Annotated in this window: 25 protein-coding genes; 14 read left to right on the forward strand and 11 right to left on the reverse strand. The window is 64.1% G+C overall.

The features are described 5' to 3' along the window. Positions 1 to 4: 4 nt before the first annotated feature. Entirely contained in the window at positions 5 to 463 is a 459-nt protein-coding gene (locus QUV21_RS09715; RefSeq protein ID WP_300854575.1) for a thioesterase family protein, read from the forward strand. Here the strand turns inward: QUV21_RS09715 and QUV21_RS09720 are convergent. From QUV21_RS09720 to QUV21_RS09745, 6 genes are all read right to left on the reverse strand, one after another. After that, the gene (locus tag QUV21_RS09720) at positions 448 to 1248 is read right to left on the reverse strand and encodes an ATP-binding cassette domain-containing protein (protein ID WP_300854577.1); all 801 of its coding nucleotides are present in this window, start codon (positions 1246 to 1248) and stop codon (positions 448 to 450) included. The two genes, QUV21_RS09715 and QUV21_RS09720, sit on opposite strands and share 16 nt — an antisense overlap. Beyond that, on the reverse strand, positions 1241 to 2110 hold the full coding sequence (locus QUV21_RS09725; RefSeq protein WP_300854578.1) for an ABC transporter ATP-binding protein: 870 nt from the start codon (positions 2108 to 2110) through the stop codon (positions 1241 to 1243). The genes QUV21_RS09720 and QUV21_RS09725 overlap by 8 nt, the downstream gene beginning before the upstream one ends. After that, entirely contained in the window at positions 2107 to 2940 is an 834-nt protein-coding gene (locus QUV21_RS09730) for an ABC transporter permease (protein WP_300854579.1), read from the reverse strand. Before QUV21_RS09730 ends, QUV21_RS09725 begins: the two co-directional genes overlap by 4 nt. A 25-nt stretch (positions 2941 to 2965) precedes the next feature. Further along, the gene (locus tag QUV21_RS09735; protein WP_300854580.1) at positions 2966 to 3976 is read right to left on the reverse strand and encodes an ABC transporter permease; all 1011 of its coding nucleotides are present in this window, start codon (positions 3974 to 3976) and stop codon (positions 2966 to 2968) included. 104 nt (positions 3977 to 4080) lie between these two features. Further along, positions 4081 to 5604 (reverse strand): ABC transporter substrate-binding protein, encoded by a 1524-nt coding sequence (locus tag QUV21_RS09740; RefSeq protein ID WP_300854581.1) that lies wholly within the window; start codon positions 5602 to 5604, stop codon positions 4081 to 4083. A 46-nt stretch (positions 5605 to 5650) separates the two neighbouring features. After that, positions 5651 to 7219, reverse strand: a complete 1569-nt coding sequence (locus QUV21_RS09745; RefSeq protein WP_300854582.1) for an NAD(P)/FAD-dependent oxidoreductase — start codon at positions 7217 to 7219, stop codon at positions 5651 to 5653. Positions 7220 to 7361: 142 nt separating this feature from the next. Between QUV21_RS09745 and QUV21_RS09750 the strand changes: the two genes are divergently transcribed. Genes QUV21_RS09750 through QUV21_RS09770 form a run of 5 tightly spaced genes read left to right on the forward strand, consistent with a single transcriptional unit; the run spans position 7362 to position 13919 of the window. Then, on the forward strand, positions 7362 to 8153 hold the full coding sequence (locus QUV21_RS09750) for a cyclase family protein (RefSeq protein WP_300854583.1): 792 nt from the start codon (positions 7362 to 7364) through the stop codon (positions 8151 to 8153). 3 nt (positions 8154 to 8156) lie between these two features. Further along, positions 8157 to 9722: an NAD(P)/FAD-dependent oxidoreductase gene (locus QUV21_RS09755; RefSeq protein ID WP_300854585.1), complete on the forward strand. Its 1566-nt coding sequence runs from the start codon at positions 8157 to 8159 to the stop codon at positions 9720 to 9722. Further along, the gene (locus QUV21_RS09760; RefSeq protein WP_300854588.1) at positions 9719 to 10207 is read left to right on the forward strand and encodes a MarR family transcriptional regulator; all 489 of its coding nucleotides are present in this window, start codon (positions 9719 to 9721) and stop codon (positions 10205 to 10207) included. Before QUV21_RS09755 ends, QUV21_RS09760 begins: the two co-directional genes overlap by 4 nt. Positions 10208 to 10209: 2 nt before the next feature. Then, positions 10210 to 12357 carry an indolepyruvate ferredoxin oxidoreductase subunit alpha gene (locus QUV21_RS09765; RefSeq protein ID WP_300854590.1) on the forward strand — a complete coding sequence of 716 codons (2148 nt, stop codon included), beginning with the start codon at positions 10210 to 10212 and terminating at the stop codon, positions 12355 to 12357. After that, complete coding sequence (locus QUV21_RS09770) at positions 12354 to 13919, forward strand: indolepyruvate oxidoreductase subunit beta family protein (protein WP_300854591.1); 1566 nt, start codon at positions 12354 to 12356, stop codon at positions 13917 to 13919. The genes QUV21_RS09765 and QUV21_RS09770 overlap by 4 nt, the downstream gene beginning before the upstream one ends. A gap of 59 nt (positions 13920 to 13978) precedes the next feature. Here the strand turns inward: QUV21_RS09770 and QUV21_RS09775 are convergent, their stop codons facing one another. Continuing rightward, complete coding sequence (locus QUV21_RS09775; RefSeq protein WP_300854592.1) at positions 13979 to 14473, reverse strand: flavin reductase family protein; 495 nt, start codon at positions 14471 to 14473, stop codon at positions 13979 to 13981. A gap of 11 nt (positions 14474 to 14484) precedes the next feature. Beyond that, positions 14485 to 15576, reverse strand: a complete 1092-nt coding sequence (locus QUV21_RS09780; RefSeq protein ID WP_300854593.1) for an LLM class flavin-dependent oxidoreductase — start codon at positions 15574 to 15576, stop codon at positions 14485 to 14487. A 158-nt stretch (positions 15577 to 15734) separates the two neighbouring features. On the opposite strand from QUV21_RS09780, the gene QUV21_RS09785 reads away from it, so the two are divergent. Further along, on the forward strand, positions 15735 to 16259 hold the full coding sequence (locus QUV21_RS09785; RefSeq protein ID WP_300854594.1) for a winged helix DNA-binding protein: 525 nt from the start codon (positions 15735 to 15737) through the stop codon (positions 16257 to 16259). 221 nt (positions 16260 to 16480) lie between these two features. Here QUV21_RS09785 and QUV21_RS09790 read toward each other — a convergent pair whose 3' ends face one another. Both QUV21_RS09790 and QUV21_RS09795 read right to left on the reverse strand, forming a co-directional pair. Then, positions 16481 to 17593: a 3-hydroxyacyl-CoA dehydrogenase NAD-binding domain-containing protein gene (locus tag QUV21_RS09790; protein ID WP_300854595.1), complete on the reverse strand. Its 1113-nt coding sequence runs from the start codon at positions 17591 to 17593 to the stop codon at positions 16481 to 16483. Continuing rightward, positions 17590 to 18345 carry an enoyl-CoA hydratase-related protein gene (locus QUV21_RS09795; RefSeq protein ID WP_300854596.1) on the reverse strand — a complete coding sequence of 252 codons (756 nt, stop codon included), beginning with the start codon at positions 18343 to 18345 and terminating at the stop codon, positions 17590 to 17592. The genes QUV21_RS09790 and QUV21_RS09795 overlap by 4 nt, the downstream gene beginning before the upstream one ends. Positions 18346 to 18464: 119 nt before the next feature. On the opposite strand from QUV21_RS09795, the gene QUV21_RS09800 reads away from it, so the two are divergent. The 7 genes from QUV21_RS09800 (at position 18465) to QUV21_RS09830 (ending at position 24780) form a co-directional block, all read left to right on the forward strand. Further along, positions 18465 to 20750: a bifunctional salicylyl-CoA 5-hydroxylase/oxidoreductase gene (locus QUV21_RS09800; protein WP_300854597.1), complete on the forward strand. Its 2286-nt coding sequence runs from the start codon at positions 18465 to 18467 to the stop codon at positions 20748 to 20750. Further along, the gene (locus tag QUV21_RS09805; RefSeq protein WP_300854598.1) at positions 20747 to 21490 is read left to right on the forward strand and encodes an SDR family NAD(P)-dependent oxidoreductase; all 744 of its coding nucleotides are present in this window, start codon (positions 20747 to 20749) and stop codon (positions 21488 to 21490) included. The genes QUV21_RS09800 and QUV21_RS09805 overlap by 4 nt, the downstream gene beginning before the upstream one ends. Then, entirely contained in the window at positions 21487 to 21927 is a 441-nt protein-coding gene (locus QUV21_RS09810) for a MarR family transcriptional regulator (protein WP_300854599.1), read from the forward strand. The genes QUV21_RS09805 and QUV21_RS09810 overlap by 4 nt, the downstream gene beginning before the upstream one ends. Next, a complete protein-coding gene (locus tag QUV21_RS09815; RefSeq protein ID WP_300854600.1) occupies positions 21927 to 22739 on the forward strand; it encodes an enoyl-CoA hydratase family protein in 813 nt (270 codons plus the stop codon). Before QUV21_RS09810 ends, QUV21_RS09815 begins: the two co-directional genes overlap by 1 nt. Positions 22740 to 22835: 96 nt before the next feature. Then, entirely contained in the window at positions 22836 to 23972 is a 1137-nt protein-coding gene (locus tag QUV21_RS09820) for an acyl-CoA dehydrogenase family protein (protein WP_300854601.1), read from the forward strand. Continuing rightward, complete coding sequence (locus QUV21_RS09825; protein ID WP_300854602.1) at positions 23969 to 24376, forward strand: thioesterase family protein; 408 nt, start codon at positions 23969 to 23971, stop codon at positions 24374 to 24376. Before QUV21_RS09820 ends, QUV21_RS09825 begins: the two co-directional genes overlap by 4 nt. Continuing rightward, positions 24373 to 24780 carry a RidA family protein gene (locus QUV21_RS09830; RefSeq protein ID WP_300854603.1) on the forward strand — a complete coding sequence of 136 codons (408 nt, stop codon included), beginning with the start codon at positions 24373 to 24375 and terminating at the stop codon, positions 24778 to 24780. The genes QUV21_RS09825 and QUV21_RS09830 overlap by 4 nt, the downstream gene beginning before the upstream one ends. Here QUV21_RS09830 and QUV21_RS09835 read toward each other — a convergent pair. Next, positions 24777 to 26405: an AMP-binding protein gene (locus tag QUV21_RS09835; RefSeq protein ID WP_300854604.1), complete on the reverse strand. Its 1629-nt coding sequence runs from the start codon at positions 26403 to 26405 to the stop codon at positions 24777 to 24779. The two genes, QUV21_RS09830 and QUV21_RS09835, sit on opposite strands and share 4 nt — an antisense overlap. Positions 26406 to 26624: the final 219 nt, after the last annotated feature.

The raw sequence follows: 26624 nt of genomic DNA on the forward strand, positions 1-26624 counted from the left end.
CAGGATGACCGTTTGCTTCACGACCGACAGGATGCTGCATTTCGGCGATTGCGACATTTCCGGCACGGCCTACTACCCGGCCTACCTGAACATCCTGAACGGGGTGGTCGAGGAATTCTGGGCGCATATCGGCTGGCCATGGCACGAGATCATCTGGAAGGAACGCTGGGGGACACCCACCGTGCATCTGTCCTGCGATTTTTCCAAACCGTCGTTCTTTGGCGACAAGCTGACCTTCCGGCTGACGGTGACCAAGGTCGGCAAATCCTCGGTCGGGTTGCAGCACACGATCCATTGCGGGGATGAACACCGCTGGTCGGTCACGCAGGTGCTGGCCGCAAGCTGGCTGGACAAGCACACTTCGATGCCATGGCCGGATGAGGTGAAGGCCAAGCTGGAAAGCCTGATGGCGTCGGACGCGCCGGAACGACGGCCGGTCGGCGGGCCTCAGACCCAGACCTGAGCGGGGTCTGGCAGCGGGATCGCCTCCAGCAGTTCACGGGTATAGGGGGCCTTGGGATCGGCGAACAGATCGGCGGTTGGTCGGTCTTCGACAATCTGTCCCTGATGCAGCACGATGGTCCGCTGGCAAAGGCGGCGGATAACGGAAAGGTCGTGACTGATGAAGGCCAGCGTCAGACCCAGGTCGGCCACCAGCCGCTCCAGCAGGTTCAGCACCTGCGCCTGTGACGACACATCCAGCCCCGACACGATTTCATCGGCCAGAATGAAATCCGGCTCCAGCGCAATGGCGCGGGCGATGCCGACGCGCTGGCGCTGGCCGCCCGACAACTCATGCGGGTAACGGCTGGCAAAGGCTTGCGGCAGACCGACGTGACCCAGCGTCCGGGCGACGCGGTCAGGGATGGCGTCCATCCGGTGCAGGCGAAGGGGTTCGGCGATGATGGTGCCAACTCGTTGGCGCGGGTTCAGCGAGGACATCGGGTCTTGAAAGATCATCTGGAACCGCCGCCTCAGCGGGCGCAGAGCCGGTTCTGACAGGTGGGTGATGTCATGCCCGTCAAAGCGAACCGACCCGCCCGAGGGCTCCAGCAGCCGCACCAGCGCGCGACCCAGCGTTGACTTGCCGGAACCCGAGCCGCCGACGATGCCGACCACGGCGCCCTTGGGGATCGTGAAGGACAGGCCCTTGAGAATCTCGATCCTGGGGGCGTGGCCAAAGAGCGGCTTTGCCGTCATGTCGGCCAGCGACAGGCGCAGGTCTTCAATCGTGTAAAGGTCAGCCATGTGCCGGCCCCCGGTCAAAGGCGGCGACTTCGGCGCGGACAGCGTTGACCACCGCCTCAGGCACCGGGTGCAGACCGGCGTCAGGATCGGTGTACTTCGGCGTCGCAGCCAGAAGCGCGGCGGAATAAGCATGGCTCGGGCTGGCGAAGAACTCGGGGACCGTGCTGTCTTCGACCACCAACCCTGAGTAAAGCACCGAAAGACGCTGGCAAACCTTGGACACAACGCCAAGGTCATGCGTGACAAAGAGCAACGCCGTGCCGTGGCGGGCCTGCATCCCGGCAATCAGTCGCAGGATCTGCTTTTGCACCGTCACATCCAGCGCGGTGGTCGGTTCATCTGCCACGATCAGCTTTGGCTCGGCGGCGAAGGCCGAGGCGATGAGGATGCGCTGACGCATGCCACCCGAAAGTTCGTGCGGGTAGGAACGCAGCACCCGGTCGGGATCGGCAATCTGCACCTCGGCCAGCAGGTCGCGGGCGCGTGCGTCGGCATTGGCGCGGGTCCAGCCAAGGATATCGACAAGCCGGTCGGTGATCTGCGGGCCGATCCGGTGGCTGGGGTTCAACGCCGTCAGAGGATCTTGCGGGATCAGCGCGCAACTGGCGCCGATGCGGCGACGGCTTTCCTTTGGCGGCAGGCGCAGCAAGTCGGTGCCGTCGAGGAAAATCTCGCCTTCGGTGATCTGGACAGAGGGCGGCAGGATACCCAGCACCGCCTTGCCGATCATCGACTTGCCGGCGCCACTTTCGCCGACAAGGCCGCGCACCTCGCCTGCCGCGACATCAAGCGACACCCGGCGCAGAAGGGGCGGGCCGTTCTTCAGCCGGACCGACAGGTTGCGGATCGACAGAAAGCTCATCTCAGCACCGGATCGAAGCGGTCCTTCAACCCTTCGCCAAGCTGGCTGAAGGCAAGGACGGTCAGGAACAGGGCGATCAGCGGGAAGACCAGCACCCACCATGCCTGATGAATGGAGGTGCGGCCTTCCGATATCATCCCGCCCCAGGTGGGATCGTCGGTGGAGATCGACAGGTTCACGAAACTGAGGATCGCCTCGACTATCACGGCGATGCCCATCTCCAGCGTCAGAAGGACGACGATTGTGGGCAGCACATTCGGCAGGATTTCCCTCAGCATGGTGCCAACCCGCCCGCGCCCGGCCACGCGTGCCGAGGCGACATAGTCCATCGCGCCCTGCGCCATCGCTTCGGCCCGGACCACGCGGGCAAAGCGGGTCCAGTCTATGACCACAATGGCGATGATGATCGAGGTCAGGCTGGGGCCAAGGACGGCGATGAGGAGGATGGAGAAAAGGATGGGCGGAAAGGCCATCCAGATGTCGATCAGGCGCGAGATCACCAGATCGACCCAGCCGCGCAGGAACCCGGCCAACAGGCCCAGCGTTGCCCCGATCAGGCAGGTTATGCTGCCTGCTGCCAGCGCCACCAGAAGCGCCACCCGCGCGCCATGCAGAAGGCGCGACAGGACATCACGGCCAAGACTGTCGGTGCCAAGCCAGTAGCCCGGCTCAGCCCCCGCCACCCAGATGGGCGGCATCCGGCCCAGAAACAGATCCTGCGCCAAAGGATCATGCGGCGCGATCCACGGCGCCAGAAGCGCCCCGAGACACAGCACGCCAAGCCAGAGCGCGGACAACCACAGCCGCACGCCCACGCGGCGTCGGACCATGGAGCGCCCATCCAACACTCTGGCGTCAAGCATGGCGCAACCTTGGGTTCAACACGGTGTAAAGCAGGTCAACAATCAGATTCACGGCGGTGAAGATCACCGCAAACAGGATCACGATGCCCTGGATCAGCGGAAGGTCACGGTTGATCACCGCGTCAATCGCCATGTTGCCAAGGCCTTCATAGGAGAAGAGCCGCTCGATGATCACCGTCCCACCAATCAGGAAGGTAAACTGTACGCCAACCAGCGTCAGCGTCGGCAGAACGGCATTGCGTAACGCCTCATGCATGATCACATGCGTCTCGCCGTAGCCCTTGGTGCGGGCCAGGGTGACGTAGTCAAGGTTCATGGTTTCCTTCAGGCTTTGCTTGAGAAGCTGGCCAATGATCGCCGCCAGCGGGATCGCCAGTGCCAGCGCAGGCATGAACATATGCGCGACAAGATCGGCCCAAAGATCAAAGCGCAGCCGGATCAGGCTTTCGAACAGGTAGAAATTCGTCGTGAAGGGCAAGTCCAGTGATGGCGTCACCCGCCCCGAGATGTGGAAGACCGGGAACAGCACCCCAAAGACCAGCATCAGGACCAGCCCCCAAAGGAAATCCGGCACCGACAGGGCCATGCCATTGACCACGTCGATCGCTCCTTCCGTTCGTGTGCCGCGCCCACGGGTGCCGATCAATGCCGCAGCCCCACCGATCAGAACGGCCATCACCAGGGCCATGATCGCCAGCTCCAGCGTCGCCGGCAGCCGCCCCAGCACCAGCCCCAGCACTGGCTGGCGCGTGGTGATCGAGGTGCCGAAATCCCCCTGCATCACCCCAGAAAGCCAGATGCCGAACTGGGTGATCAGGGGTTTATCCAACCCGTAAAGCGCGGAAAGCCGGGCGATGTCCTCGTCAGTCGCGCCCGGGGGCAGCATCATCGCAATGGGGTTGCCCGGCACAACCCGGATCACGAAGAACACGATCACCGCCACCCCCGCCAGCGTGACAAGGGTGGTCAGCAACCGCAAAAGAAGAATGCGCAAAAACGGCATTGGCCCCAGGTCGGGCGGATCGCCCTGTTTTCATCTGTCCAGAAATATCCTGCGGGGGGTCCGGGGGGTGCAAAACCCCCCGGCCTTTCCGCAAGCGCGACGCGTCAGGCCCGCTTCATCAGATGCGGCAAGAGCGAGCCCGAGGCATGCGGGGTCACCACCACGCCCGGCGCGTGCAGGATTGGCTGGACATATTGCAGCAGCGGAATAACCAGCGCGTTATCGGCGATATACTTGTCCACCGCCTTCCAGCCCTCGATCCGCTTGGCTTCATCCGCCTCGCCCCACAAGGGACCGATCATGCCGATCAGATCCTCGCCATCCCACACGCTGTGCGGGCTTGGGCCGAACATCGCGAACCCGGTCGAGGTCGTCGGATCACCGACCGAATTGCCCCAGTTGTAGAAGGCGGCCGGGGCAAGCTGGTCGGCGGCGCGCAGTTCGTAATGCTTGGCGATCTCGTAGACCTCGATTTCCGCCTCGATCCCGACCCGGCGCCACAGGCCAACGATGGCCTGCACCATCTCGTAATCCTTGGGCTTGAACCCGCGGGTGGTCTGGATCTTGAACTTCACCGGATTGTCGGGACCATAGCCCGAGGCCGCCAGAAGCTCGATGGCCTTTGCCTCGTCATAGGCCACGGTGATCGAGGCATCAAAGGCATCGTATTCCGGGGTCTGGAGCGAGTCGATCTTGACGCCATAGCCCGACAGCAAGCGGTCGATGATCGCCTGCTTGTCGATGGCATGGGCGGCGGCCATCCGGACGTTGGGGTCGGTCATCACCTCGATATCGTTCAGGAAAATCATCCCGATGTCGGAAATCGGCGCGGCCACGCCGGCAAGGGGGCCACCTTTCAGACGGTCATATTCCTCATAGGGCATTTCCAGCGTGACATGGCTGTTGCCGCTCTCCACTTCGGCCACCCGGGCGGCGGCGTCGGGGACGAACTTGATGGTCACGGTATCAAAATCGGGCTTGCCGCCCCAGTAGTTCGCGTTCGCCTTCAGTCGGACAAATGCGTTGCGCTCGAACTTCTCGACCATGTAGGGGCCGGTGCCGACGGGCGCGGCCTCGAAGCCTTCGGCCCCGACCTTTTCATAGTAAGCCTTGGGCAAGACATAGCCGGTCAGGAAATACATCCACTTGAAGATCGTCGGGTCGAACTGCGCCACATCGGCGATGACGCGGTTGCCTTCAACGCGGTGGTTGGCCAGCGTTCCCCAGACGAACTGGATCGGGCTGCCGGTTTCGGGGTTCGCCACACGGGCAAGGTTCCAGGCCACATCCTCGGCGGTGAAGGGCGATCCGTCATGCCAGGTCACGCCTTCACGCACGGTCATCCAGACCTGGGTCTTGTCGTCGTTCCAGCCCCATTCGGTCAGAAGTCCGGGCGCGGGCGACAGATCTGGCTGTTGCAGGATGTATTGGTCGAAGACCGACTGATAAAGCCCCTGGATCGTCGGGTTCACAGCACTTGGGCCGACGGTCGGATCCCATGATGGCAAGTTGACGTTATAGGCGATCACCAGCTCGTCGATGGCCTGGGCAAAGGATGGCAGACTGATGGTGCCCGCCGCCATGGTGGCAGCGGACAGCTTGAGAAGACTGCGGCGGTTGAGGTTCATGGTCATTTTCCCTGTTGGTTTCTTGTTGGTTTGTGGTCGTCTTGGATCAGCTTCCGGCAAGGTGACGGGCAAGCAGGAAGCCCGGCCCCGCCCCTGTCCCCGCACCGGGCCACACGGCGGCACCGGTCAGGTGCAGGTTGGTGATCGGGGTCGACCCATCGGCATGGCCGCGGGCGGGGCGGAACAGGAAGTGCTGTGACAGGTGGTGGCTGCCGCAGACCTGATCACCGCCGACAAGGTTCGGGTTGTCAGCCTCCAGTTCCAGCGGGGTCACGATACGGCGGCCAAGGATTTTCGCCTTTGTGCCAGGGGCATGGGTCTCAAGGATCGCCAGCGCGCGGTCGGCGAAGGGGGCGGCGGCCTCGGCCCAGTCGGTCGCGGTGATCTCGCCTTTCGAGTCGCCCTTGACGGTGCCGGGGGCCATGCGGACCTGCACCCAGAGGACATGTTTGCCATCAGGCGCGCGGCTTTGGTCATAGACGGTGGGCTGGCCGATTACAAGGATCGGCTCGTCGGGCAACATCCCGGCCGCTGCCTGTTGGTAGGTGCGGGCCATCTGGTCAAGGCTGGGCGCGATGTGGACATAAGCGAAACGTTGCAGGTCCGCCCCCGCGCGCCAGTCGGGAAGGGCGTCCATCGCAAGGTGGATCATCATCGTGCCGGGGGCATGGCGAAAGTCTTCCATGCTTCGGTCAAACGCGGGTGTCGTGCCGCCGGTCAGCCGGGGCAAAGCGCGTGGGGCAACCCCGGCAATGACCGCGCGGCGGGCAGCAATCTGGCGACCATCCAGAAGCTCGATGCCCGAAGCCTTGCCGCCCTGATGCAGGATCCGCGCGACCTTGGCCCTGGTTTCCACCACGCCACCGCGCGCCTCGATGGCCGCGATCAGCGACCGCGTCACCGTATCGGCCCCGCCTTGGCCGATCAACATGCCGAAGGCCTGGCCTGCCATACCTTCCAGATAGGGAAACATCGCGCCGCCCGCGACATCGGGGGCAAAGTCCAGATGCATGCCCCAGGCGCCCAGCATGGCCCGGACATGGGGATGCTCAAACGTCTCCTCCAGCCATGCGCGGGGCGAGGACAAAAGGAACCGCCCCATGTCCAGCGTGCCGCCCACCCCCTTGGCACGAAGTGTTTTGAACATGAAATATGCAAGCGCACGAAACCGCATCGGGGCGCCCAGAAGCCCGAAAAGATGCGGCGCCTCGGCCCCGAAGCCCGCGCAAAGGGTTTCCCAGGCCGCCGCATCCTTGGCCGAATGTGCGCGGATCGAGGCCAGGGTTTCTACCTTGTCGGTGGACACCCCCGCCCAAGTGCTGTCCGCGAAAGACGAGGCAAACGGGCGGTTGACCGGCACGAAGGCGCAGCCGTGGCGGGCCAGTTCTTCGCCATAGGCCTTGAAAAACGGGCTTCCGGCGAAGAGGGAAAGGTTCATCGCCGCCCAGTCATGGCGAAAGCCGGGCAGGGTGTAGTCCCCGGTCTTGACCGCACCGCCCGCGACTGTGGACTGTTCAAACACGCCCACGCGCCAGCCTTTCGCCGCAAGGTGCAGCGCCGCGGCCAGCGTGTTGTGGCCCGCCCCGATCAGGACTGCATCGAAACCTTCGGCCATGTGTCCCCAGACCCGTTTCCTGACAGAGTGTCGCAGTGATATTTGCAAATGCATTTAAATCTGTCTAGCTTGATTCCAGAGGTGCCGGATCAACCGGCGCGCGGATCAGTGCCGGGATGGTCTGGCCAACAGGGAGAATAAGATGACCTCTGCAAGCGTCTTGAGTTCATTGGCGGGCATGCTCGCCTCGGGCGGGATCGAAGTGGTGGATTGCTCGGGCGTGCTTGGCCCGGAAACGCCGCTCTTGAAGCTGCCGCCAGATTTCGCCAAGGACACCCCGCCGATCAAGATCCACCGGATCAGCGAATATGACAAGGACGGGCCGTTCTGGGCCTGGAACTGGCTGGAGCTTGGCGAACACTCCGGCACCCATTTCGACGCGCCGCACCACTGGATCACCGGCAAGGATTATGCCGACGGCTATACCGATACGCTGGACGTGCAGCGGTTGGTCGCCCCGGTCAACGTGCTGGACTTCAGCGCCGAATGTGCGGCGGACCCGGACTTTCTTCTGACCATCGACCATGTCAAAGCGTGGGAGGCCAAGCACGGCGCGATCAACGCGGGCGAATGGGTCGTGCTGCGGTCCGACTGGGACAGCCGCGCGCATGACGAAGGGTTGTTCCTGAACGCGAACGAGACCGGCCCGCATACGCCGGGACCGACGGCCGAGGTCATCGAATACCTGATCGGCAAGGGCATTGTCGGCTGGGGCAGCCAGTGCATCGGCACCGATGCGGGGCAGGCGGGCGGCATGACGCCACCCTTCCCGGCGCATAACCTTTTGCACAAGAACAACTGTTTCGGCCTTGCCAGCCTTGCCAACCTGTCGAAGCTGCCGGCCAAGGGGGCGATCCTGATTGCCGCCCCCTTGAAGATCAAGCAGGGTACGGGCTCGCCAATCCGGGCGCTGGCGCTGGTGCCGAAGGGCTAGGCGGTGCGGCCTGATCACGTCATCATCGGCAGCGGGATCAACGCGCTGGTCGCCGGGGCGCTTCTGGCGCTGAAGGGCGACCGCGTGCTGCTGCTGGAGCGTGAGGCCACCCCCGGTGGGTGCCTGCGCACCGAGGAGATCACGCTGCCGGGGTTTCATCATGACGTGATGGCCGCGACATGGGTCTTGTTCATGACCTCACCGGCGGGGGCCGCGCTTGGCCCCCACCTTGCCCGGCACGGGTTCGACTATTGCCACACGCCCCACCCGACGGCGGTGATCCGCCCGAACGGCGAGGCGCTGGTGCTGACCACCGACCGGGCGAAGAACATCGCCGCCTTCAACGCGCTGGCACCCGGCGATGGGGACCGGCATGCGGCGGATGTCGGCAGTATCGAGGCCGATGCACCCTTTCTTTTCTCGCTTCTGGGCGGCTCGCTCTGGTCATGGCCTACGGCAAAGCTGCTGTGGGGGCAGGTGCGGAAGCGCGGCTTGCGTGGGCTTGCCGCATGGTTCGGCACCGCGCTGACCCCGGCGCGGGGCTGGCTTGAGACGGGCTATCAAAGCCCCCTCGTGCAGGCGCTTTACGCGCCGTGGGTGTTGCACACCGGGCTGACCCCGGAAAGCACCTATTCCGGCCAGATGGGCAAGGTCATCGCCTTCGCGCTGGAAGCGGCGGGGGCGCCGATCGTCAAGGGCGGCTCGGGCCGGGCAGTTGCGGCGTTCCGCACGCTGATCGAGGGAAAGGGCGGCGAAATCCGCTGTGGCGCGGATGTGGACCGGATTTTGGTGACCAAGGGCCGGGTGCGGGGCGTGGCGTTGACCTCGGGCGAGGAAATCCTTGCGCCCTCCGTCCTCGCCTCGGTCGCACCGGGGCAGTTGCAGGGCCGGCTTCTGCGCGAGGTGAACCTGCCGGAAGATCAGGCGGCGGCGAAGTCCTTCCGCCACGGACGGGGGAATTTCCAACTGCATTACGCGCTGGACCGCCAGCCGGAATGGCTGTCGCCGGGGCTGGAGGATGTGGCGCTGATCCATCTGGCGGATGGGATCGATTCCGTCTCGAAATCCGCGAACGAGGCAGAGCGGGGGATGCTGCCCGCCACCCCCACGATCTGCGTGGGCCAGCCGCACCGGCTTGACCCCTCACGCTGCCCTGACGGGAAGGCGATCCTCTGGCTGCAAATCCCCGACGCGCCGCGCGTGGTCAAGGGCGATGCGGCGGGAGAGATTGCCACCGATGGCACATGGTCCGAGGTCAGCCGCGAAGCCTTTGCCGACCGGATCGAAGCCATCCTGCGCCAGCACATCAAGGATTTCGACAGCATCAAGCTGGCCCGCCGCGCCTATTCCCCGGCCGATCTTGAGTCGATGAATATCAACCTTGTCGGCGGTGACCCTTATGGCGGGCTTTGCAGCATCGACCAGTTCTTCATCTTCCGCCCCTATGCCCATTCGACCAATGGCGTCGGGCTGGTGCGCGGGCTGATCCACATCGGCGCCTCGACCCACCCCGGGCCGGGGCTGGGCGGCGGATCGGGCTTCCTTGCGGCAAAAAGGCTGGGCGCATGACCGATCAATCGCCCCCTGAACGCCCGCCTGCCAGCCCGCCGCGTCTGGGAGAAATCGGGCTGACCAATTTCGCGCCCTATCTGATGAACCGCATCATGGGCCGCTACAACGCCAGTCTGCGAGATGAAATGGCCGGGCTTGGCCTGACAACCCCCAAGATGCGCGCGCTGGCGGTGCTTTCGGTGATCGAAGGCCCGCTGATCCGCGAACTCGCGGTCTTTTCGGTGGTTGAACAATCCACCCTGTCGCGCGCGCTGGATCAGTTGGCGACCGAAGGGCTGATCCGGCGTGAAGCCGACAGCGCCGACAGTCGTGCGACCCGGATCTTCATCACCGAGGCTGGGCGGGTCGCTTTCGAAACCCTCTGGCCCCGCATGGCCGAGGCGCAGTCGCGCATGTTCCGTGGCATCCCCGACGACGAACGCCGCGCCTTCGTGGCAACGCTTCAGAAAATGCTGACCAACATCCGCAAGCACGAGATCTGATCATGGCTGAACGGTCCTTCAAGGCGGAAGTGGAACACCTGCGGCTGGGGGACGGCCAGACCTTCACCGGCGAGGGGATTCTGGCGATCACCAAGGCGCTTCTGGAAAACGGCGTCGGCTATGTCGGCGGCTATCAGGGCGCGCCGATCAGCCATCTGATGGACGTGCTGGCAGATGCCGAGGAATTGCTGACCGAACTTGGCATCCGGTTCGAGGCCAACGCGAACGAGGCGGCGGCGGCGGCGATGCTTGCGGCATCCGTGCATTACCCGATCCGGGGCGCGGTCACGTTCAAGGGGTCAGTCGGGGTCAACGTGGCCTCTGATGCGCTGGCCAACCTTGCCTCCTCTGGTGTCAACGGTGGCGCGCTGATCATCGTGGGCGAAGATTATGGCGAGGGTTCCAGCATCATGCAGGAACGCAGCCACGCATTCGCGATGAAATCGCAGTTCTGGCTTCTGGACCCTCGCCCGAACCTTCCTTCCATCACCAAGGCGGTGAAGGACGGGTTTGAACTGTCCGAAGCCTCGAATACGCCAGTCATGTTGATGGTGCGCATCCGGTCTTGCCATGTGACCGGCAGCTTTCAGACCCGCGACAACCGGCGCCCGAAGCTTTCGGTAAGGGAAGCCCTGTCAAACCCGCAGTCCGATTTCGCCCGGGTCGTGTTGCCGCCGATGTCCTACATGCACGAACAGGACAAGATCCGGAACCGCTGGCCCGCCGCCGAAACTTTCATCCGCGAGCGTGGGTTGAACGAGGTCTTTGGTCCGAAGACGGCCCCGGTCGGGCTGGTGGTGCAGGGCGGCATGTACAACGGCGTCATCCGGGCGCTGCAACGGCTGGGGCTGGCCGATCTGCACGGCAGTACCGACGTTCCGCTCTATGTGCTGAACGTGACCTATCCCCTTCTGGCATCGGAGTTTCTGGAGTTCTGCGAGGGCAAGGACCAGATCCTGGTGATCGAGGAAGGCCAACCGGAATTCATCGAACAGCAGCTGACAACCTTCCTTTACCGCGCCGACTCGTCGGTCAGGCTGCGGGGCAAGGATATCTTCCCGATGGCCGGGGAATATACCGGGCAGGTGATGCTGGACGCGATCGGCGCTTTCCTGAAGGCGGCCGCGCCGGACCTCTTGCCCGCCACGGTCCGCGCCCCGAATGAGGACTGCCCGCAGATCCCCGACCTGACCAAGACCGTGCCGATCCGCCCGCCGGGGTTCTGCACCGGTTGCCCGGAACGGCCGATCTTCGCCGCGATGAAGCTGGTGCAGAAGGAAACCGGCAAGTTGCAGATCAGTGCCGATATCGGCTGCCACCTCTTCGCAGCACTTCCGCCGTTTGAAATCGGCGGCGCGACGATGGGCTATGGCCTTGGTCCCGCCGCCAATGCGGCTTTTGATGGCGGTGGGGAACGCCGCCCGGTGTCAATCATCGGGGATGGCGGCTTCTGGCATAACGGGCTGTCGTCCAGCTTTACCAACATGGCCTTCAACAAGTCCGATGGCGTGGCGGTGATCGTGGACAACTACTATTCCGCCGCGACGGGGGGGCAGGACATCATGTCCAGCCGTGCCGACAATCCGACCAAGGCGACGAAGCATCCGATCACCAAGGCTTTGCGCGGCATCGGGATCGACTGGGTGCGTCAGGTGGACAACACCTATGACGTGGGCCGGATGCGCGATGTGTTGCGTGAGGCACTGACCACCGACACTCCGGGGCCGAAGGTCATCGTCGCCTCCTCGGAATGCATGCTGAACAAGCAGCGCCGGGAAAAACCCTTGGCACAGAAGGCGATCAGGGAGGGCCGCCGGGTCGAGGCCCCCCGTTTCGGCGTCGATGAAGACGTCTGCACCGGCGATCACGCCTGTATCCGGCTGTCAGGTTGCCCGTCGCTGTCACTGAAGAAGCTTGACGATCCCTTGCGCGACGACCCCGTGGCCAGCATCGACCAGTCTTGCGTCGGCTGCGGCAACTGTGGCGAGGTGGCGGATGCCGCCGTCCTTTGCCCGTCCTTCTACCGGGCCGATGTGGTGCATAACCCCTCGGCCTGGGAGGCGTGGATGGCCCGCTTCCGCGCCCGGGTGATCGGCTGGCTGCAATCCCGCCGCGCCGCGCGCCGGCTGAGCTTTGAGGGGCAGGCATGACGCTGCACGAAACGCTTTCCGACCAGCTTGGCCACGGCACCGCCGACCCGCGCCTGTCAGGGATCATCAAGCTGGCGATCCTTGCTGTGGGCGGGCAGGGCGGCGGCGTGCTGACCGGCTGGATCGAGGATCTGGCCCGGTCGCAGGGCTTTGCCGCGCAGGCGACATCCGTAGCGGGCGTCTCTCAGCGCACCGGGGCCACGGTCTACTATGTCGAAATGGCCCCGCACCGCGCAGGAGACCCGGTGCCGGTCTTCTCACTGATGCCCGCGCCGGGTGACGTGGACATCATGATCGCCGCCGAGATGATGGAAGCCGGGCGGTCGATCATCCGGGGCTTTGTCACGCCGGATCGGACCACGCTGATCGCCTCTACCCACCGGGCCTTGGCGGTGTCGGAAAAGATGGTGCCGGGGGATGGCATTGCCTCAAGCGCTGAGGTCATGGCGGCGGCCGAGATTGCCGCGCGACGCTTCATTGCGGCGGATTTTGACGCGCTGGCGCTTGCGAATGGGTCGGTGATTTCGGCCTCGCTCTTCGGTGCCTTGGCCGGGTCGGGCGCGCTGCCCTTTCCGCGTGCGGCATTCGAGGCCGCCATTCGGGCCGGGGGCAAGGGGATTGAGGGCTCGCTCCGGGCCTTTGGCGCGGCGTTCGAGACGGCGGCGAACCCGCCGGATCAGGCGTCAGCTCCAAAGGATGCGCCCCGGCCCGCGCCCGGTGTGTCAGGCCCGGCCCGGCTGATGGCCGAATGGGACAGGTTGGCCGCACGGGTCGCGGCCCTGCCCGCCCCGGTGGCCGAGCTTGCCTTGCCGGGGTTGCGCAAGGTCGTGGACTTTCAAGACCTGCGCTATGGCGCTGCCTATCTGGACCGGCTGGCGCAGGTGATGGCGCGGGATGATGCCGCCCATGGCTGGGTGCTGTCGCGTGAGGCGGCGAAGTATATCGCCAACGCCATGGCTTATGACGACATCATCCGCGTTGCCGACCTGAAAACCCGGGGCCGCCGGTTTGACCGCATCCGCAAGGAAATGCGGGTGAAGGATGCGAATGTCATGCAATTGACCGAGTTCTTCCACCCAAGGGCCGAGGAAATCGTGGGCCTTTTTCCCGCAAGACTGGGCGCGCGGCTGGAGGCTGATCCGAAATGGATGGCCCGGCTGGACCGCTGGTTCAACAAGGGTCGCCGGTTGCGGACCGATAGCCTGTGGGCCTTCCTGACGCTGCATGTGATCGGCGGCTTGCGCGGCTGGCGCTTGCGCAGCCTGCGTCATGCGCAGGAACAGGGGCATCTGGCGCGTTGGCTGGACCATGCCCTGAGCCATGTCGCCACGAATTACGATCTGGCGGTCGAACTGATCCGCTGCCGCCGCCTGATCAAGGGTTATTCCGATACTCATGCCCGCGGCCATTCGAAGTTCGACCGCGTGCTGGAGGCCACTGCCGCCATTACCGCGCGCGAAGATGCTGCGGATTGGTGCCGCCGCCTGCGCGAAGCCGCGCTGAAGGATGAGGACGGCAAGGCGCTGGAGGGGGCAATCCAGACAATCCGCAGTTTTGCCTGACGGGACGGCCTGACGTTTCAATCGGCAAAAGGGGGCATCGCTGCCCCCTTTCTTGTTGTTCAGCCTTCCAAGGCGCGAAAGCCGCCGTTCCAGTAGATCAGCGCCCCCGCGCCGGGGGTGGTGCGGATCGCCCGCACCCTGCCGATCACGATGGAGTGGGTGGCACGGTCGATCATCTCTTCGACCGTGCAGTCAAAAGCAGTAGGTGCGCCTTGCAGGAGCCGCGCCCCGGTAACCGCCGTTTCCCATTCTGCACCCTCATAGCGGTCCGGCCCCTTGACCCCGCCAAAGCCGGAAAACCGCTCGGCCACCGCCTGATGGCTTGCGCCCAGCGAAGACCAGCCGAACCGCCCATACGTTTCCAGCAGCGGATAGCTTGATGCCGTCCGGTTCACGCAAGCCAACAAAAGCGGCGGCTCGGCGGAAAGCGAGATGGCCGAAGTCACGACAAGGCCCGAGGCTTCCTCGCCGTCACCCACGGTGATCACACTGCAATTGCCCACAAAGGCGCGCATCGCATCGCGGAAATCCTTGCCTGTCGGTTCTTCGGCCATTCCTTTTCCCTTCACCTGATCCCGGCGGCTGCCAGCTTTGGCAGCACCGTATCGCGGAAATAGGGGAACTCCTCGACATAATCGACGAAGGAAAGCGTGGTCCCGGCAAAGCCAGTGGCATGCAGCTTCAAGATACCATCTGCCACCTGATCCGGCGTGCCGATCAGGGGAAATCCTCCGTGGCCCAGCGCAAAGAGGTGCTTGATCTGCGCCAGAAGATCATGGGGAAAGCTGTGGGCATGGGCGAATTGCAGGCGCACCAGATTGTCCACCGCATCAGTATCGGCGTTCTGGACAGCGGTATGATCGGCATAGGCCTTGGCTTCGGCCTCTGTCGGGCGGCAGATCACATGGCTGAAGGTCAGCACGTTGACGTCCCGCCCCTTGGCTTTTGCTTGCGCCTTCAGATCGGCGATTTCGGTTTTCGATCTTTCAAGGTCGATGGCTGGGGTAAAGAGGAAGTTGGCGTTGTCGGTGGCGAATTCGCGCCCTTGGGGGCTGCCGGCGGCGTTGATGATCGGCACCGTCCCGCGCATCGGCTTGGGGTCACCCTTCACCTTGGCGGCCTTGAAATACTTGCCGTTCCAGTCGAAATGCTCGTCCGATGTCCAAAGCTTGCAGACCAGATCAAACCATTCCTGAGCATAGCCATAGCGGGTTTCGTGGTCGTCAGGCAGGGTGAGGCCAAGCGCCTCATACTCCGGCTTGTTCCAGCCCGCGACGATGTTCAGCCCCGCGCGGCCGTGGCCGATCTGGTCGATCGTGGCGATCTGCTTGGCCACCACGACTGGGTGATTTGCCGCCGTGTGGATGGTGGCGAACACCGCGATGTTCTTTGTTGCCGCCAGGAGGCCTGCCGCCCAGGTCATCGTCTCCAGCACGCCGCCATGGAAATCCGTCTCGCCGCCATAGCCGATCCAGCGCGCAATCGGCAGCATGAAGTCGATCCCGGCCTCATCCAGCATCTGCGCCAGTTTCAGGTTGTTGTCCCAACTGTTCACCCAGCGCTCAGGCACCTTGGTGGGTGTCATGCCCGAAGAGCAGTTGGTCGAGAAAGTGCCCAAGCGAAAGCGATCGCCCGAGAGCATCGGGTGTTGTGTCATGTTGGTTGATCCCTGTTGGATTTTTAAAAGTATTTTATGCTTGAAAGTCTATCGTAAAATCCATTTGCGTCAACGGTTCTGTAGGGCCAAGGTCAGCACAGCAAGGGGCGAAGCGAATGGCGAAAAAAGACAATCAATCTCAAAATGTTGCAGGGTCCGTGGACCGGACGCGCGGGCTGGACTGGCACTGGCATCTGGCTGAAAGCGCGGTCGAGGTGGATACGACGGAACTCGAATTCGCCCTGATGCGCACGTTCGAGGGATTCGGTCGCTGGCAGTCGGAGTGCCTTGCCTCGGTCTGTGATCTGGCGGCGACGGGGCCGGAGAATGCGCTTTTGCACATCATCCGGATGAATGAACGGCCCAAGACGATCAAGGATCTGGCGCGGTTGACCAACCGCGATGACGTGCCGAACATCCAGTATTCGCTGCGCAAGCTGATCGGCGCGGGGCTGGTGCTGCGCCAAGGGGCGGGGCGGTCTGGTGTGACATATGAGGTGACCGAGGAAGGCCGCCGGGTGACCGATGACTATAGCGCGCTGCGGCGGCGTCTTTTGTTGCAGGCGGTCGCGGGCGTGCCGGGTTTTTCCGACCGATTGGCCGAGGCGACGCGGACATTGAACTTGTTGTCCGGAATCTATGAGGAAATCTCACGCGTGGCCGCCACCCATCGGCGGCCCTGAGCAGCCCTTTTGCTGGACTTGGGCTGACCCCGGCCGTGGTTCAGCCAAATGACGCAACGCCAGATGGCAAACAGCTCCAAGGCAACGCCCTGGCCGGCGCCGCCAGCGCCTCGTCGATCACCAGATCAGGCCCAGTTGCACATGGGCGGTTGACTGTCAGCTTCGGCACGCTTTCGGGCGCCTGATTGGCGTACGGCGGTGGGCGCAAAGAAAGACACCGGTCATGGGCGCAGGTCCGGTGCGGGCAGGTAGCGTCCTTTCAGGCCGGGCGGTGCTGCGGTTTCAAGAGCGGCAAGCGTGGTCTGCACGGCGTCCCGGCCATGCTGGGCCAGCATCGCAAACGGCCCGCGCGGAAAGTTCAGGCCCAGTCGCAACGCGGTATCGATGGCCTCGGCCGTCGTGCCGCCTTCAGCCAAGAGCCACGCAGCCTCGTTCACCAGCACCGCCTCGATCCGCAGGGTGATGGCCGCTGCATCACTTGGCGCGGGGGGCAGGGGATCGGGAAAGACAAAGCCGCGCCCCGTCTTGCGCCCCAGATTGCCACTTGCGACCTGCGCCTTCAGCGCCGGGAACACATGATAGCGCGGATGGTCGCCCATCGCGGCGGCAAGGCTTTCGGTGGCGGCAAGGTTGATGTCAGCGCCGATCAGGTCGATCAGTCCAAAGGGGCCGACCGGAAAGCCTGCCGCCACCATCGCCGCGTCAATCTCTGCCGCCGAACGGCCCTCGCTCAGCAGGGCCAGCGCCTCGCCATAGTAGGGCCGCGCGCAGCGGTTGACGATGAAGCCGGGACGGTCGGCGCATTGGATCACCGTCTTGCCCGCAGCTTCGGTCAGGCTGCGCGCCTTTGCCAACGCATCGGGCGCGGTGGTGGGGTGGGGGATCAGTTCGACCAGCCGCATCGCCGGGGCCGGGTTGAAGAAGTGCAGACCCAACAGCCTGTCAGGCCGCGAAAGCCCGGCTGCGATGGCCCCGACCGACAGGGATGAAGTGTTGGTGGCAAGGACGGCATCGGGGGACAAAAGCCCTTCCAACGCTGCGAAGACCGCCTGCTTCACATCCAGCCGCTCGACCACCGCCTCGATCACCAGATCAGCGGGGGCAAGGTCTTCGATCCGGTCCGCCACCCGCAGATGGCCAAGGACCGCATCGCGCGTCTCTGCCGTCATCGCGCCCTTGGCCACGCGGGCGTCAAGCGACCGGGCAAGGCGCGCGGCGGCACTGCCGCGGGCTTCAGCATTTGCATCAGTGGCAAGGACTTCATGCCCCGCCTGCGCATAAACCTGCGCGATACCAAGGCCCATCGCCCCAAGGCCGATGATCCCGATGGTCATTTACCCCGAAACTCCGGTTTGCGACGGTCACGGAAGGCGTTGATACCTTCGGCCTTGTCGTCGGTGTCAAGAAGACGCTCAAACGCCTTGCGCTCCACGTCCAGAGCCAGCGACTTTTCCTCACCCGCCAAGAGAGTCGCCTTGGCCGCCATCAAGGCCAAGGGCGCCCGCCCGGCCAGTCGTCCGGCAAGCACGTCGGCCATCTCCAGCGCGGGGCCATCGGCCAGATACGAGGCGATACCCCAGTCAAAGGCCGTGGCCGCGTCGATCACCTCGCCGCTCAGAACCATCCGCATCGCCCGCGCGCGCCCGGCAAGTGCCATCAGCCGTTGCCCGCCCCCCGCGCCGGGGATCAGCCCAAGGCTGGTCTCTGGCAAGCCCACCCGCGCTGTCGGCCCAAGCACCATCAGATCGGCCATCAAAGCCAGTTCAAACCCGCCGCCCAAAGCAAAGCCATCCACAGCCGCTATCATCGGTTTCGGGAAAGCGCGGATCGCCGCCCAATATGCCTTGCGCGGGTCAATGGCCCCTTCGGCGGCCGTCTTCGTCTCGATCTCGGTGATGTCGGCGCCGGCGGCAAAGTTGCCATCAGCCCCGGTCAGCACCACGACGCGCAAGGCCGGGTCTGCCGCGCAGGCGGCCAGCGCATCAACCAGCGCCGCCAGCAGCGCGGTGTTCAGCGCGTTCTTCTGCGCGGGGCGGTTGAGGGTCAGGCGTACCCAGCCCGGCATGTGGTCGATGACAAGTTCCATGCTTGTGATCTTTACGCGCGGCGGAAGAATTTCAAGCCAGAAAATTTCAAGCTTGAAATTGTTTTCAACCGGTATAGCCTTCCACAAGGGCGCATTCCGCGCCATCCGGGATCTGGGCCATGAAAATTCTGTGTCTGGGCGGCGGCCCCGCCGGCCTTTACTTCGCCATATCGATGAAGCTGCGTGATCCGTCGCATCAGATCACCGTGCTGGAACGCAACCGTGCCAATGACACCTTCGGCTGGGGGGTGGTGCTGTCGGATGACGCGCTTCAGCGGATGGGGCGGAACGATCCGGTCTCGACGCAATCGATAAAGGACCATTTCGCCTACTGGGACGATATCGCTGTCGTGCATGACGGGGTGCGCACGGTTTCGGGCGGGCATGGCTTTGCCGGGATCGGCCGCAAGCAGATGCTGATCCTGCTTCAGGCCCGCGCCCGCGCGTTGGGCGTTGACCTGCAATTCGAGACCGAGTTCGGATTGGCCGAAGACTACCGCCGTGACTACGATGTCGTCGTAGCCTCGGATGGCATCAATTCGGCCGTGCGCCGCGAGTATGAGACCTTCTTTCAGCCCGACATCGACATGCGCCTGTGCAAGTTCGTCTGGCTTGGCACGCAGCAGAAATTTGACGACGCCTTCACCTTCATTTTCGAAAAGACAGACCACGGCTGGCTTTGGGCGCATGCCTACCAGTTCGACGACAACACCGCGACCTTCATCGTCGAATGCACGCAACAGACCTGGGACAATATCGGCTTTGCCGGCATGTCTAAAGAAGACACGGTTGAAACCTGCCGCAAGATATTCGAACGTCATCTGGGCGGGCATGAGCTGATCTCGAACGCCGCCCACCTGCGCGGGTCTGCGGTCTGGATGAACTTCCCCCGCGTGGTCTGCGGCAAGTGGTATCATGAAAACGTGGTGCTGATGGGCGATGCGGCGGCGACGGGGCACTTCTCGATCGGCTCTGGCACACGGCTGGCTTTTGACAGCGCCATCGCGCTGGCGGAATACCTGCACAGCGAACCCACGCTGGAGGCCGCCTTTGCCCGTTATCAGGATGAACGCCGGGTCGAGGTGCTGCGCCTGCAATCGGCGGCACGCAACAGCCTTGAATGGTTCGAGCAGGTGGAACGCTACCTTGACCTGCCGCCCGAGCAATTTGCCTATTCCCTTCTGACCCGCAGCCAGAGGATCAGCCACGAAAACCTGCGCCTGCGCGACCCGGACTGGCTGGGCCGGACCGAAGACTGGTTCCAGCGGCAAGCGGGCGGGCAGCCGGGCCGCAAGCCGATGTTCGCGCCGTTTCGCTTGCGCGACATGACGCTGAAGAACCGGGTCGTGGTGTCGCCCATGGCGCAATACAAGGCCGCGGACGGCTGCCCGACAGACTGGCATCTGGTCCATTACGGCGAACGCGCCAAGGGGGGCGCGGGGCTGGTCTACACGGAAATGACCTGCACATCCGCGCAGGGCCGCATCACCCCCGGTTGTCCGGGGCTTTACGCGCCGGAGCATGAGGCCGCATGGAGGCGGATCGTTGATTTCGTCCATACTGAGACGGATGCAAAGATCTGCTGCCAGATCGGCCATGCCGGGCGCAAGGCCAGCACTCAGCTTGGCTGGGAAGAAGGCGACGCCCCATTGCCTGATGGCAACTGGGACATCATCGCCCCGTCGCCGCTGCCATGGTCGCCCCGCAACGCCACTCCGCTTGAGATGACACGGGCAAACATGGAGGCGGTGACCGAGGAATTTGTGACCGCGACCCGAATGGCCCGGCATGCCGGATTTGACATGATCGAACTTCATGCGGCGCATGGTTACCTGATCTCGTCCTTTATCAGCCCAAAATCGAACATTCGGACCGATGACTTCGGCGGCAGCCTGGAAAACCGCATGCGCTGGCCGCTTGAGGTGTTGCAGGCGATGCGTGCCGAATGGGGCGAGGACAAGCCGATCTCGGTCCGGATCAGCGCGACCGACTGGGTTGGTGACGAAGGGGTAACCCCGGATGAAGCGGTGCAGATCGCCCGGATGTTTGCCGCCAATGGCGCCGATATCATCGACGTCTCTGCCGGGCAGACATCGACCGATGCGCGCCCGGTTTATGGCCGGATGTTCCAGACCCCGTTCAGCGACCGGATCCGCAACGAGGCCGGCATCGCCACCATGGCTGTCGGCAATATCACCGAGCCGGACCATGTAAACTCGATCATCCTTGCAGGCCGCGCCGATCTGGTTTGCCTTGCACGCCCGCATCTGGCCAATCCTTACTGGACCCTTCACGCCGCCGTGGCGATGGGCGATGCTGCGACCGAATGGCCGTTGCCCTATCTGGCCGGGCGGGACCAGATGCGGCGACTGGCAGAGAAGACGGCAGAGGTGATCCGGGCATGACCATCGTGGGGCGGCGGGTGTTGGTGACAGGCGGCGGGTCGGGCGCGGGCGCGGACCTTGCGCTGGGTTTTGCGCGTGCCGGTGCCGCCGAGGTGGTGATCTGTGGTCGCCGGGTGGCGGCACTGGAGGCGACCGCCGCACAGCACCCGGCCATCTGCGCGCTGCCCTGCGACGTAACCGACGAAGCCTCGGTTCAGAGGCTTTTCGCGCAGGCCGGCCGGGTGGACATCGTCATTGCCAATGCCGGGCAGGCCGATTCAGCGCCTTTCGCCAAGACCACGCTGGACCAGTGGAACGCGATGCTCGCGGTGAACCTGACCGGGGTCTTTCTGACCTTCCGCGAAGGCTTGCGGCAGTTTGACGGCTGGGGGCGGCTTCTGGCCGTTGCCTCCACCGCCGGGCTGAAGGGCTATGCAAAGGTTGCCCCCTATGCCGCAGCCAAGCATGGCGTGATGGGGATAGTGCGGTCCCTTGCGCTGGAAGTGGCCCGCGGGCCAGTCACCGTGAACGCGATATGCCCGGGGTTTCTGGACACTGAAATGACCGACCATTCCGTCAAGGTCATCGCGGAAAAGACTGGCCGCACGCTGGCCGAGGCCCGAGCAGCGCTGGAAGCGATCAGCCCGCAAAACCGGCTTTACCGCCCCGATGAGGTGACCTCGGCGGCCCTGTGGCTGTGTTCGCCCGGGGCGGAAGGGGTGAACGGTCAGGGCATATCCATTTCGGGGGGGGAGACATGACGGACCCCGCCCCTCCTTCCAAGCGCCGGCTCAAGATGTGGATCCGCCTTCTGGGTGTGACCCGGCAGGCCGAGAGCCACCTGCGCGAAGTCCTGCGCGTCCAGCATGAGACGACCCTGCCACGTTTTGACGTGATGGCTGCCCTCTATCGTCGCCGCGATGGCGTGACGATGAGTGAGCTGTCGCGCATGCTGCTGGTCTCCAACGGCAATGCGACGACGGTCGTTGATCGGCTGGAAAAGGACGGGCTGGTCCGCCGCACCCCGTCCGAGACGGACAGGCGTACGGTATTTGTCGCGCTTACCCCCGCCGGGCTGTCCCAGTTCGAAGGTCTTGCCGCCGGGCATGAGGCAGAAGTGTCGAAGCTGTTTGCCAATCTCTCCGAGACGGATCTGGAAGCCCTGACCGATATCCTCAAGCGCATGGGAGCCGCATGATGACCAAGCTTGAAGGGCTGAGGCCCGCGCATTTCCTTTGGGACGTGACCGACCGTGTCGCCACGATCCGGCTGAACCGGCCCGACCGGAAGAACCCGCTGACCTTTGAAAGCTATGCAGAACTGCGCGACACCTTTCGCGCGCTGGTCTATGCGTCGGATGTGGATGTGGTGATCCTTGGTTCCAACGGCGGCAACTTCTGCTCTGGCGGCGATGTGCATGACATCATCGGCCCATTGGTCGGGATGGAGATGAAGGAGCTTCTCGCCTTCACCCGGATGACCGGCGATCTGGTCAAGGCGATGATCGGCTGCGGCAAGCCGATCATCGCGGCGGTAGATGGCGTCTGCGTCGGAGCAGGCGCGATCATGGCAATGGCGTCAGACCTGCGGCTGGCCAGCCCCGGGGCCAAATGCGCGTTCCTGTTCACCCGCGTCGGCCTTGCCGGCTGCGACATGGGGGCCTGTGCCATGCTGCCCCGGATCATCGGGCAGGGTCGGGCGGCGGAACTGCTTTATACCGGCCGGGTGATGCGGGCCGAGGAAGGCGAACGCTGGGGTTTCTGGAACACGCTGCACGCGCCCGAGGCGCTGGACGAAGCGGCGATGGGGCTGGCCCGGCAACTGGCCTCCGGGCCGACCTTCGCGCATGGGATCACCAAGACCCAGATCAACCAGGAATGGAACATGGGGCTGGAGCAGGCGATCGAGGCCGAGGCGCAGGCGCAGGCCATCTGCATGCAGACCCGTGATTTCGAACGCGCCTATCGGGCCTTTGTGGCCAAGGAACAGCCGGCGTTTCAGGGGGACTGATGGCGAAGCGGGGGTTTCACACCCCCCAGTACATTGGTTTCTCGAACCGATGGAGAAACCAATGTGCTACCCGCAGGATATTTGTGGACAGATGAAATGAGCGACAAGAGTTTCCTTGACTGGCCCTTCTTCGAACCACGCCACCGCGACCTTGCGGCGGCTCTGGATGCATGGTGTGCAGTGAACCTGCCGGTGGACCATGGCGATGTGGATGCCGCCTGCCGCAAGCTGGTGGCGATGCTGGGGCAGGGGGGCTGGCTGCGCCATTCCGGCGCGGGCGAGGGCGAGCGTCTGGATGTGCGCACCCTCTGCCTGATCCGCGAAACTCTTGCCCGGCATGATGGGCTGGCAGATTTTGCCTTTGCAATGCAGGGCCTTGGCATGGGGCCGGTCAGCCTGTTTGGCACGCCTGCACAGCGCGCGTGGCTGGACCGGACCCGGACCGGGACGGCGATCCCTGCCTTTGCGTTGACCGAACCCTTGTCGGGGTCCGACGTGGCTGCAACGGCAACCACCGCGACACGGGTGCAGGGCGGCTGGCTGATCGAGGGCGAAAAGACCTGGATTTCGAACGGCGGGATTGCCGATGTCTACATCGTCTTTGCCCGAACCGGAGAGGCGCCGGGCGCCAAGGGGCTGTCGGCTTTTCTGATGCCCGCCGATTCCCCCGGACTGGAGATTGCCGAGCGGCTGGAAGTGATCGCACCGCACCCGCTTGCCCGGCTGCGGCTGTCGGGGGTGGTGTTGCCCGAGGCGGCGCTGATCGGCAAGCCGGGGGAGGGGTTCAAGCTGGCGATGTCGGTGCTTGACGTGTTTCGGTCCACCGTAGGCGCGGCGGCGCTGGGCTTTGCTCGCCGTGCGTTGGACGAAGCTGTGGCCCGGGTCACATCACGGCGGATTCAGGGGCAGGCGCTGTCGGAACTTCAAATGGTGCAGGGGCATCTGGCCGACATGGCGCTGAAGATCGACGCGGCGGCGTTGCTGGTCTACCGTGCGGCATGGACCAAGGACAGTGGTGCCGCCCGTGTCACCCGTGAAGCGGCGATGGCCAAGCTTTATGCCACCGAGGCCGCGCAAGAGGTGATCGACATTGCCGTGCAACTGCATGGCGGTGAAGGGGTGCGGCATGGGTCCGTGGTGGAAAGCCTTTACCGTGAAATCCGTGCCTTGCGCATCTATGAGGGGGCCAGTGACGTACAGCGTGTCGTCATCGCGCGGAGCTTGCTCGGATGAGCTATTCCCGCCAGATCCGGGTGGAGTTCAACCACTGCGACCCGGCAGGGATCGTCTTTTATCCTCGCTACTTCGAGATGACGAATTCGGTTTGCGAGAATTTCTTCCGCGAGATTGTGGGCTATTCCTATCATGCCATGATGGCTGACGGCATCGGCGTGCCGACCGCCAGGATAGAGACGGATTTCCGTGCGCCGTCCCGGCTGGGCGACCTTCTGGACTGGGAACTGGTGATCGAGCGGCTTGGCGGCAAGTCCGCCACTTTCCGGCTTGAAGCGCGCTGTGATGGTCAGCATCGGCTGACCGCAAGGCTGACGCTTGTCTGGCTGTCGGCGGAAAGCCGGACAGCCCGCTGGCCCGACCCAATCCGCGCAGCACTGGCCGCGCATCTGGAGGACGCATGACCGACACAACCCTGCAATTCCTGCACCCTTCCCACTGGAAGCCCGCGATCGGCTATTCCAATGGCGTCGCCGCGACCGGGCGGATGGTCTTTACCGGCGGGATCATTGGCTGGAATGCCCAGCAGGAATTCGAAACGGATGATTTCACGGGACAGGTCGAACAGGCGCTGCGGTCCATCGTCGAGGTGCTGGCCTGTGCCGGGGCGGGGCCGGAACATCTGGTCCGGCTGACCTGGTATGTCACCGACAAGCGGGAATACCTCGCCAGCCTGAAAGAGCTTGGCCGCGTTTACAAGGCGGTGATCGGGCGGCATTATCCGGCGATGGCGCTGGTGCAGGTTGTCGCGCTGGTCGAAGACCGCGCCAAGGTCGAGATCGAGGCGACGGCGGTGATCCCCGCCTAGACTTTCCGAAGGCGAAACCGCTGGATCTTGCCGGTCTGGGTCTTGGGCAGGTTTTCGGCAAACACCACCCGGCGCGGATACTTGTAGGGCGCGATCACCTTCTTGACGTGATCCTGAAGCAGCTTGACCATCAGCGCATCGCCCGCATGCCCCGGGGCCAGCACGACATGGGCTTCCACGATCTGCCCACGATCCATATCCGGGGCGCCCACCACGGCGCATTCCAGAACGGCAGGATGGGACAAGAGCGCCGCCTCCACTTCTGGTCCGGCGATGTTGTACCCAGCGCTGATGATCATGTCATCGGACCGCGCGGCAAAATGGAAGCGGCCCTCTTCATCCTGCCAGAAACTGTCGCCGGTCAGGTTCCAGCCGTCCCGCACATACTGGCCCTGCCGGTCATCGGCCATATAGCGGCACCCGGTCGGGCCTCGGACGGCAAGGCGGCCAACCTCGCCACGCGGCAATTCGGCCATGTCAGGGCCGACGATCCGCGCCTCGTATCCTGTGACGGGCCTGCCGGTGCAGCCGGGGCGGTGGTCGTCAAAGCGGTTGGTCAGGAAGATGTGCAGCATCTCGGTCGCGCCGATCCCGTCCAGCATCGGCTTGCCGGTGCGGGTGATCCATTCGTCATAGACCGGGGCGGGCAGGGTTTCGCCTGCGCTGACGGCGGCGCGCAGGCTGGACAGATCGGCCCCTTCCTCCATCGCCTTCAGCATCACCCGATAGGCAGTGGGCGCGGTGAAGCAGACCGTGGCCCTATGGTCCTGAATGATCTCGATCATGTTCGCCGGGCTCGCCTGTTCCAAAAGTGCCGCCGCAGCCCCGAAGCGCAGGGGAAAGACCGCAAGCCCGCCAAGTCCGAAAGTGAAGGCAAGCGGCGGAGAGCCGACAAAGATATCGTCGGGCGTCACGCCCAGCACTTCGCGCGCATAGCCATCTGCGATGATCAGGAGATCCCGGTGGAAATGCATGGTGGCTTTCGGGTCGCCCGTGGTTCCCGAGGTAAAGCCCAAAAGCGCCACATCATCGCGTCCCGTCGGCGGTGGAACAAAACGCACGGGCTTGCGCAGGGCGATCCGGTCAAGTTCGGCGTCATGGTTCGCGGTGCCATCAAAGCCGACCACGGTCTGAAGAAAGCTGCTGCCTTTCTGGCAGGTGACCAATTCCTCCAGCAGCCGCGTATCGCAAAGCGCATGGGTGATTTTGGCCTTGTCGACAATCTTCGCCAGTTCCCCGGCCCGCAGCATGGGCATTGTGTTGACCACCACAGCCCCGGCCTTGGTTGCGGCAAGCCAGCACGCCACCATCGCCGGGTTGTTGGCTGACCGGATCAGCACCCGGTTACCCGGCCTTACGCCATAGTCATCGACCAGTGCATGCGCGATGCGGTTGGACCAGTCGGTCAACTCCTTGTAGGTCCGGCTGCGGCCATTGCCGATCAGCGCGACATGATCGCCAAAGCCGCGTTCGACCATCCGGTCGGTCAGTTCAACCGCGGCGTTCAGCCACTCGGGGTAGGCAAAGCCGTCAAGTCGCAGGTCTGGCCAGTTGCCGTCCGGGGGCAGGTTGTCCCGGGTAAAGCTGTCCACATGCCCACTGGGGCCAAGGGGGGCTGTCTGCATCTGCGTTTGACCTGTGCTGCGGGATCGATCTCTTGCGCCAGCGGGCCAGTGTAGCCTGCAAAGGCAGGTAGGCCCAAAGGCTAAATTCGCCAGTCCGGGTAGCGTGCCAGTTCAGCACGATTGCCAGAGGCAACAGGCGCGCAACGACGCCTCTTGCAGGTATTGATCGCGGAGGCCGAAGCCGAGGTGAACCTTGGTGCGGAAGGGCAAGGTTCATGA

This window comes from Tabrizicola sp., assembly GCF_030373185.1.
Classification (GTDB): domain Bacteria; phylum Pseudomonadota; class Alphaproteobacteria; order Rhodobacterales; family Rhodobacteraceae; genus Tabrizicola.

What these genes read in the sequence shown, in the direction of transcription:
- QUV21_RS09715 (WP_300854575.1), top strand. Translation starts at nt 5, where the DNA reads ATGACCGTTTGCTTCACGACCGACAGGATGCTGCATTTCGGCGATTGC.
- QUV21_RS09720 (WP_300854577.1), bottom strand. Translation starts at nt 1,248, where the DNA reads ATGGCTGACCTTTACACGATTGAAGACCTGCGCCTGTCGCTGGCCGAC.
- QUV21_RS09725 (WP_300854578.1), bottom strand. Translation starts at nt 2,110, where the DNA reads ATGAGCTTTCTGTCGATCCGCAACCTGTCGGTCCGGCTGAAGAACGGC.
- QUV21_RS09730 (WP_300854579.1), bottom strand. Translation starts at nt 2,940, where the DNA reads ATGGTCCGACGCCGCGTGGGCGTGCGGCTGTGGTTGTCCGCGCTCTGG.
- QUV21_RS09735 (WP_300854580.1), bottom strand. Translation starts at nt 3,976, where the DNA reads ATGCCGTTTTTGCGCATTCTTCTTTTGCGGTTGCTGACCACCCTTGTC.
- QUV21_RS09740 (WP_300854581.1), bottom strand. Translation starts at nt 5,604, where the DNA reads ATGAACCTCAACCGCCGCAGTCTTCTCAAGCTGTCCGCTGCCACCATG.
- QUV21_RS09745 (WP_300854582.1), bottom strand. Translation starts at nt 7,219, where the DNA reads ATGGCCGAAGGTTTCGATGCAGTCCTGATCGGGGCGGGCCACAACACG.
- QUV21_RS09750 (WP_300854583.1), top strand. Translation starts at nt 7,362, where the DNA reads ATGACCTCTGCAAGCGTCTTGAGTTCATTGGCGGGCATGCTCGCCTCG.
- QUV21_RS09760 (WP_300854588.1), top strand. Translation starts at nt 9,719, where the DNA reads ATGACCGATCAATCGCCCCCTGAACGCCCGCCTGCCAGCCCGCCGCGT.
- QUV21_RS09765 (WP_300854590.1), top strand. Translation starts at nt 10,210, where the DNA reads ATGGCTGAACGGTCCTTCAAGGCGGAAGTGGAACACCTGCGGCTGGGG.
- QUV21_RS09770 (WP_300854591.1), top strand. Translation starts at nt 12,354, where the DNA reads ATGACGCTGCACGAAACGCTTTCCGACCAGCTTGGCCACGGCACCGCC.
- QUV21_RS09775 (WP_300854592.1), bottom strand. Translation starts at nt 14,473, where the DNA reads ATGGCCGAAGAACCGACAGGCAAGGATTTCCGCGATGCGATGCGCGCC.
- QUV21_RS09780 (WP_300854593.1), bottom strand. Translation starts at nt 15,576, where the DNA reads ATGACACAACACCCGATGCTCTCGGGCGATCGCTTTCGCTTGGGCACT.
- QUV21_RS09790 (WP_300854595.1), bottom strand. Translation starts at nt 17,593, where the DNA reads ATGACCATCGGGATCATCGGCCTTGGGGCGATGGGCCTTGGTATCGCG.
- QUV21_RS09795 (WP_300854596.1), bottom strand. Translation starts at nt 18,345, where the DNA reads ATGGAACTTGTCATCGACCACATGCCGGGCTGGGTACGCCTGACCCTC.
- QUV21_RS09800 (WP_300854597.1), top strand. Translation starts at nt 18,465, where the DNA reads ATGAAAATTCTGTGTCTGGGCGGCGGCCCCGCCGGCCTTTACTTCGCC.
- QUV21_RS09805 (WP_300854598.1), top strand. Translation starts at nt 20,747, where the DNA reads ATGACCATCGTGGGGCGGCGGGTGTTGGTGACAGGCGGCGGGTCGGGC.
- QUV21_RS09810 (WP_300854599.1), top strand. Translation starts at nt 21,487, where the DNA reads ATGACGGACCCCGCCCCTCCTTCCAAGCGCCGGCTCAAGATGTGGATC.
- QUV21_RS09815 (WP_300854600.1), top strand. Translation starts at nt 21,927, where the DNA reads ATGACCAAGCTTGAAGGGCTGAGGCCCGCGCATTTCCTTTGGGACGTG.
- QUV21_RS09820 (WP_300854601.1), top strand. Translation starts at nt 22,836, where the DNA reads ATGAGCGACAAGAGTTTCCTTGACTGGCCCTTCTTCGAACCACGCCAC.
- QUV21_RS09825 (WP_300854602.1), top strand. Translation starts at nt 23,969, where the DNA reads ATGAGCTATTCCCGCCAGATCCGGGTGGAGTTCAACCACTGCGACCCG.
- QUV21_RS09830 (WP_300854603.1), top strand. Translation starts at nt 24,373, where the DNA reads ATGACCGACACAACCCTGCAATTCCTGCACCCTTCCCACTGGAAGCCC.
- QUV21_RS09835 (WP_300854604.1), bottom strand. Translation starts at nt 26,405, where the DNA reads ATGCAGACAGCCCCCCTTGGCCCCAGTGGGCATGTGGACAGCTTTACC.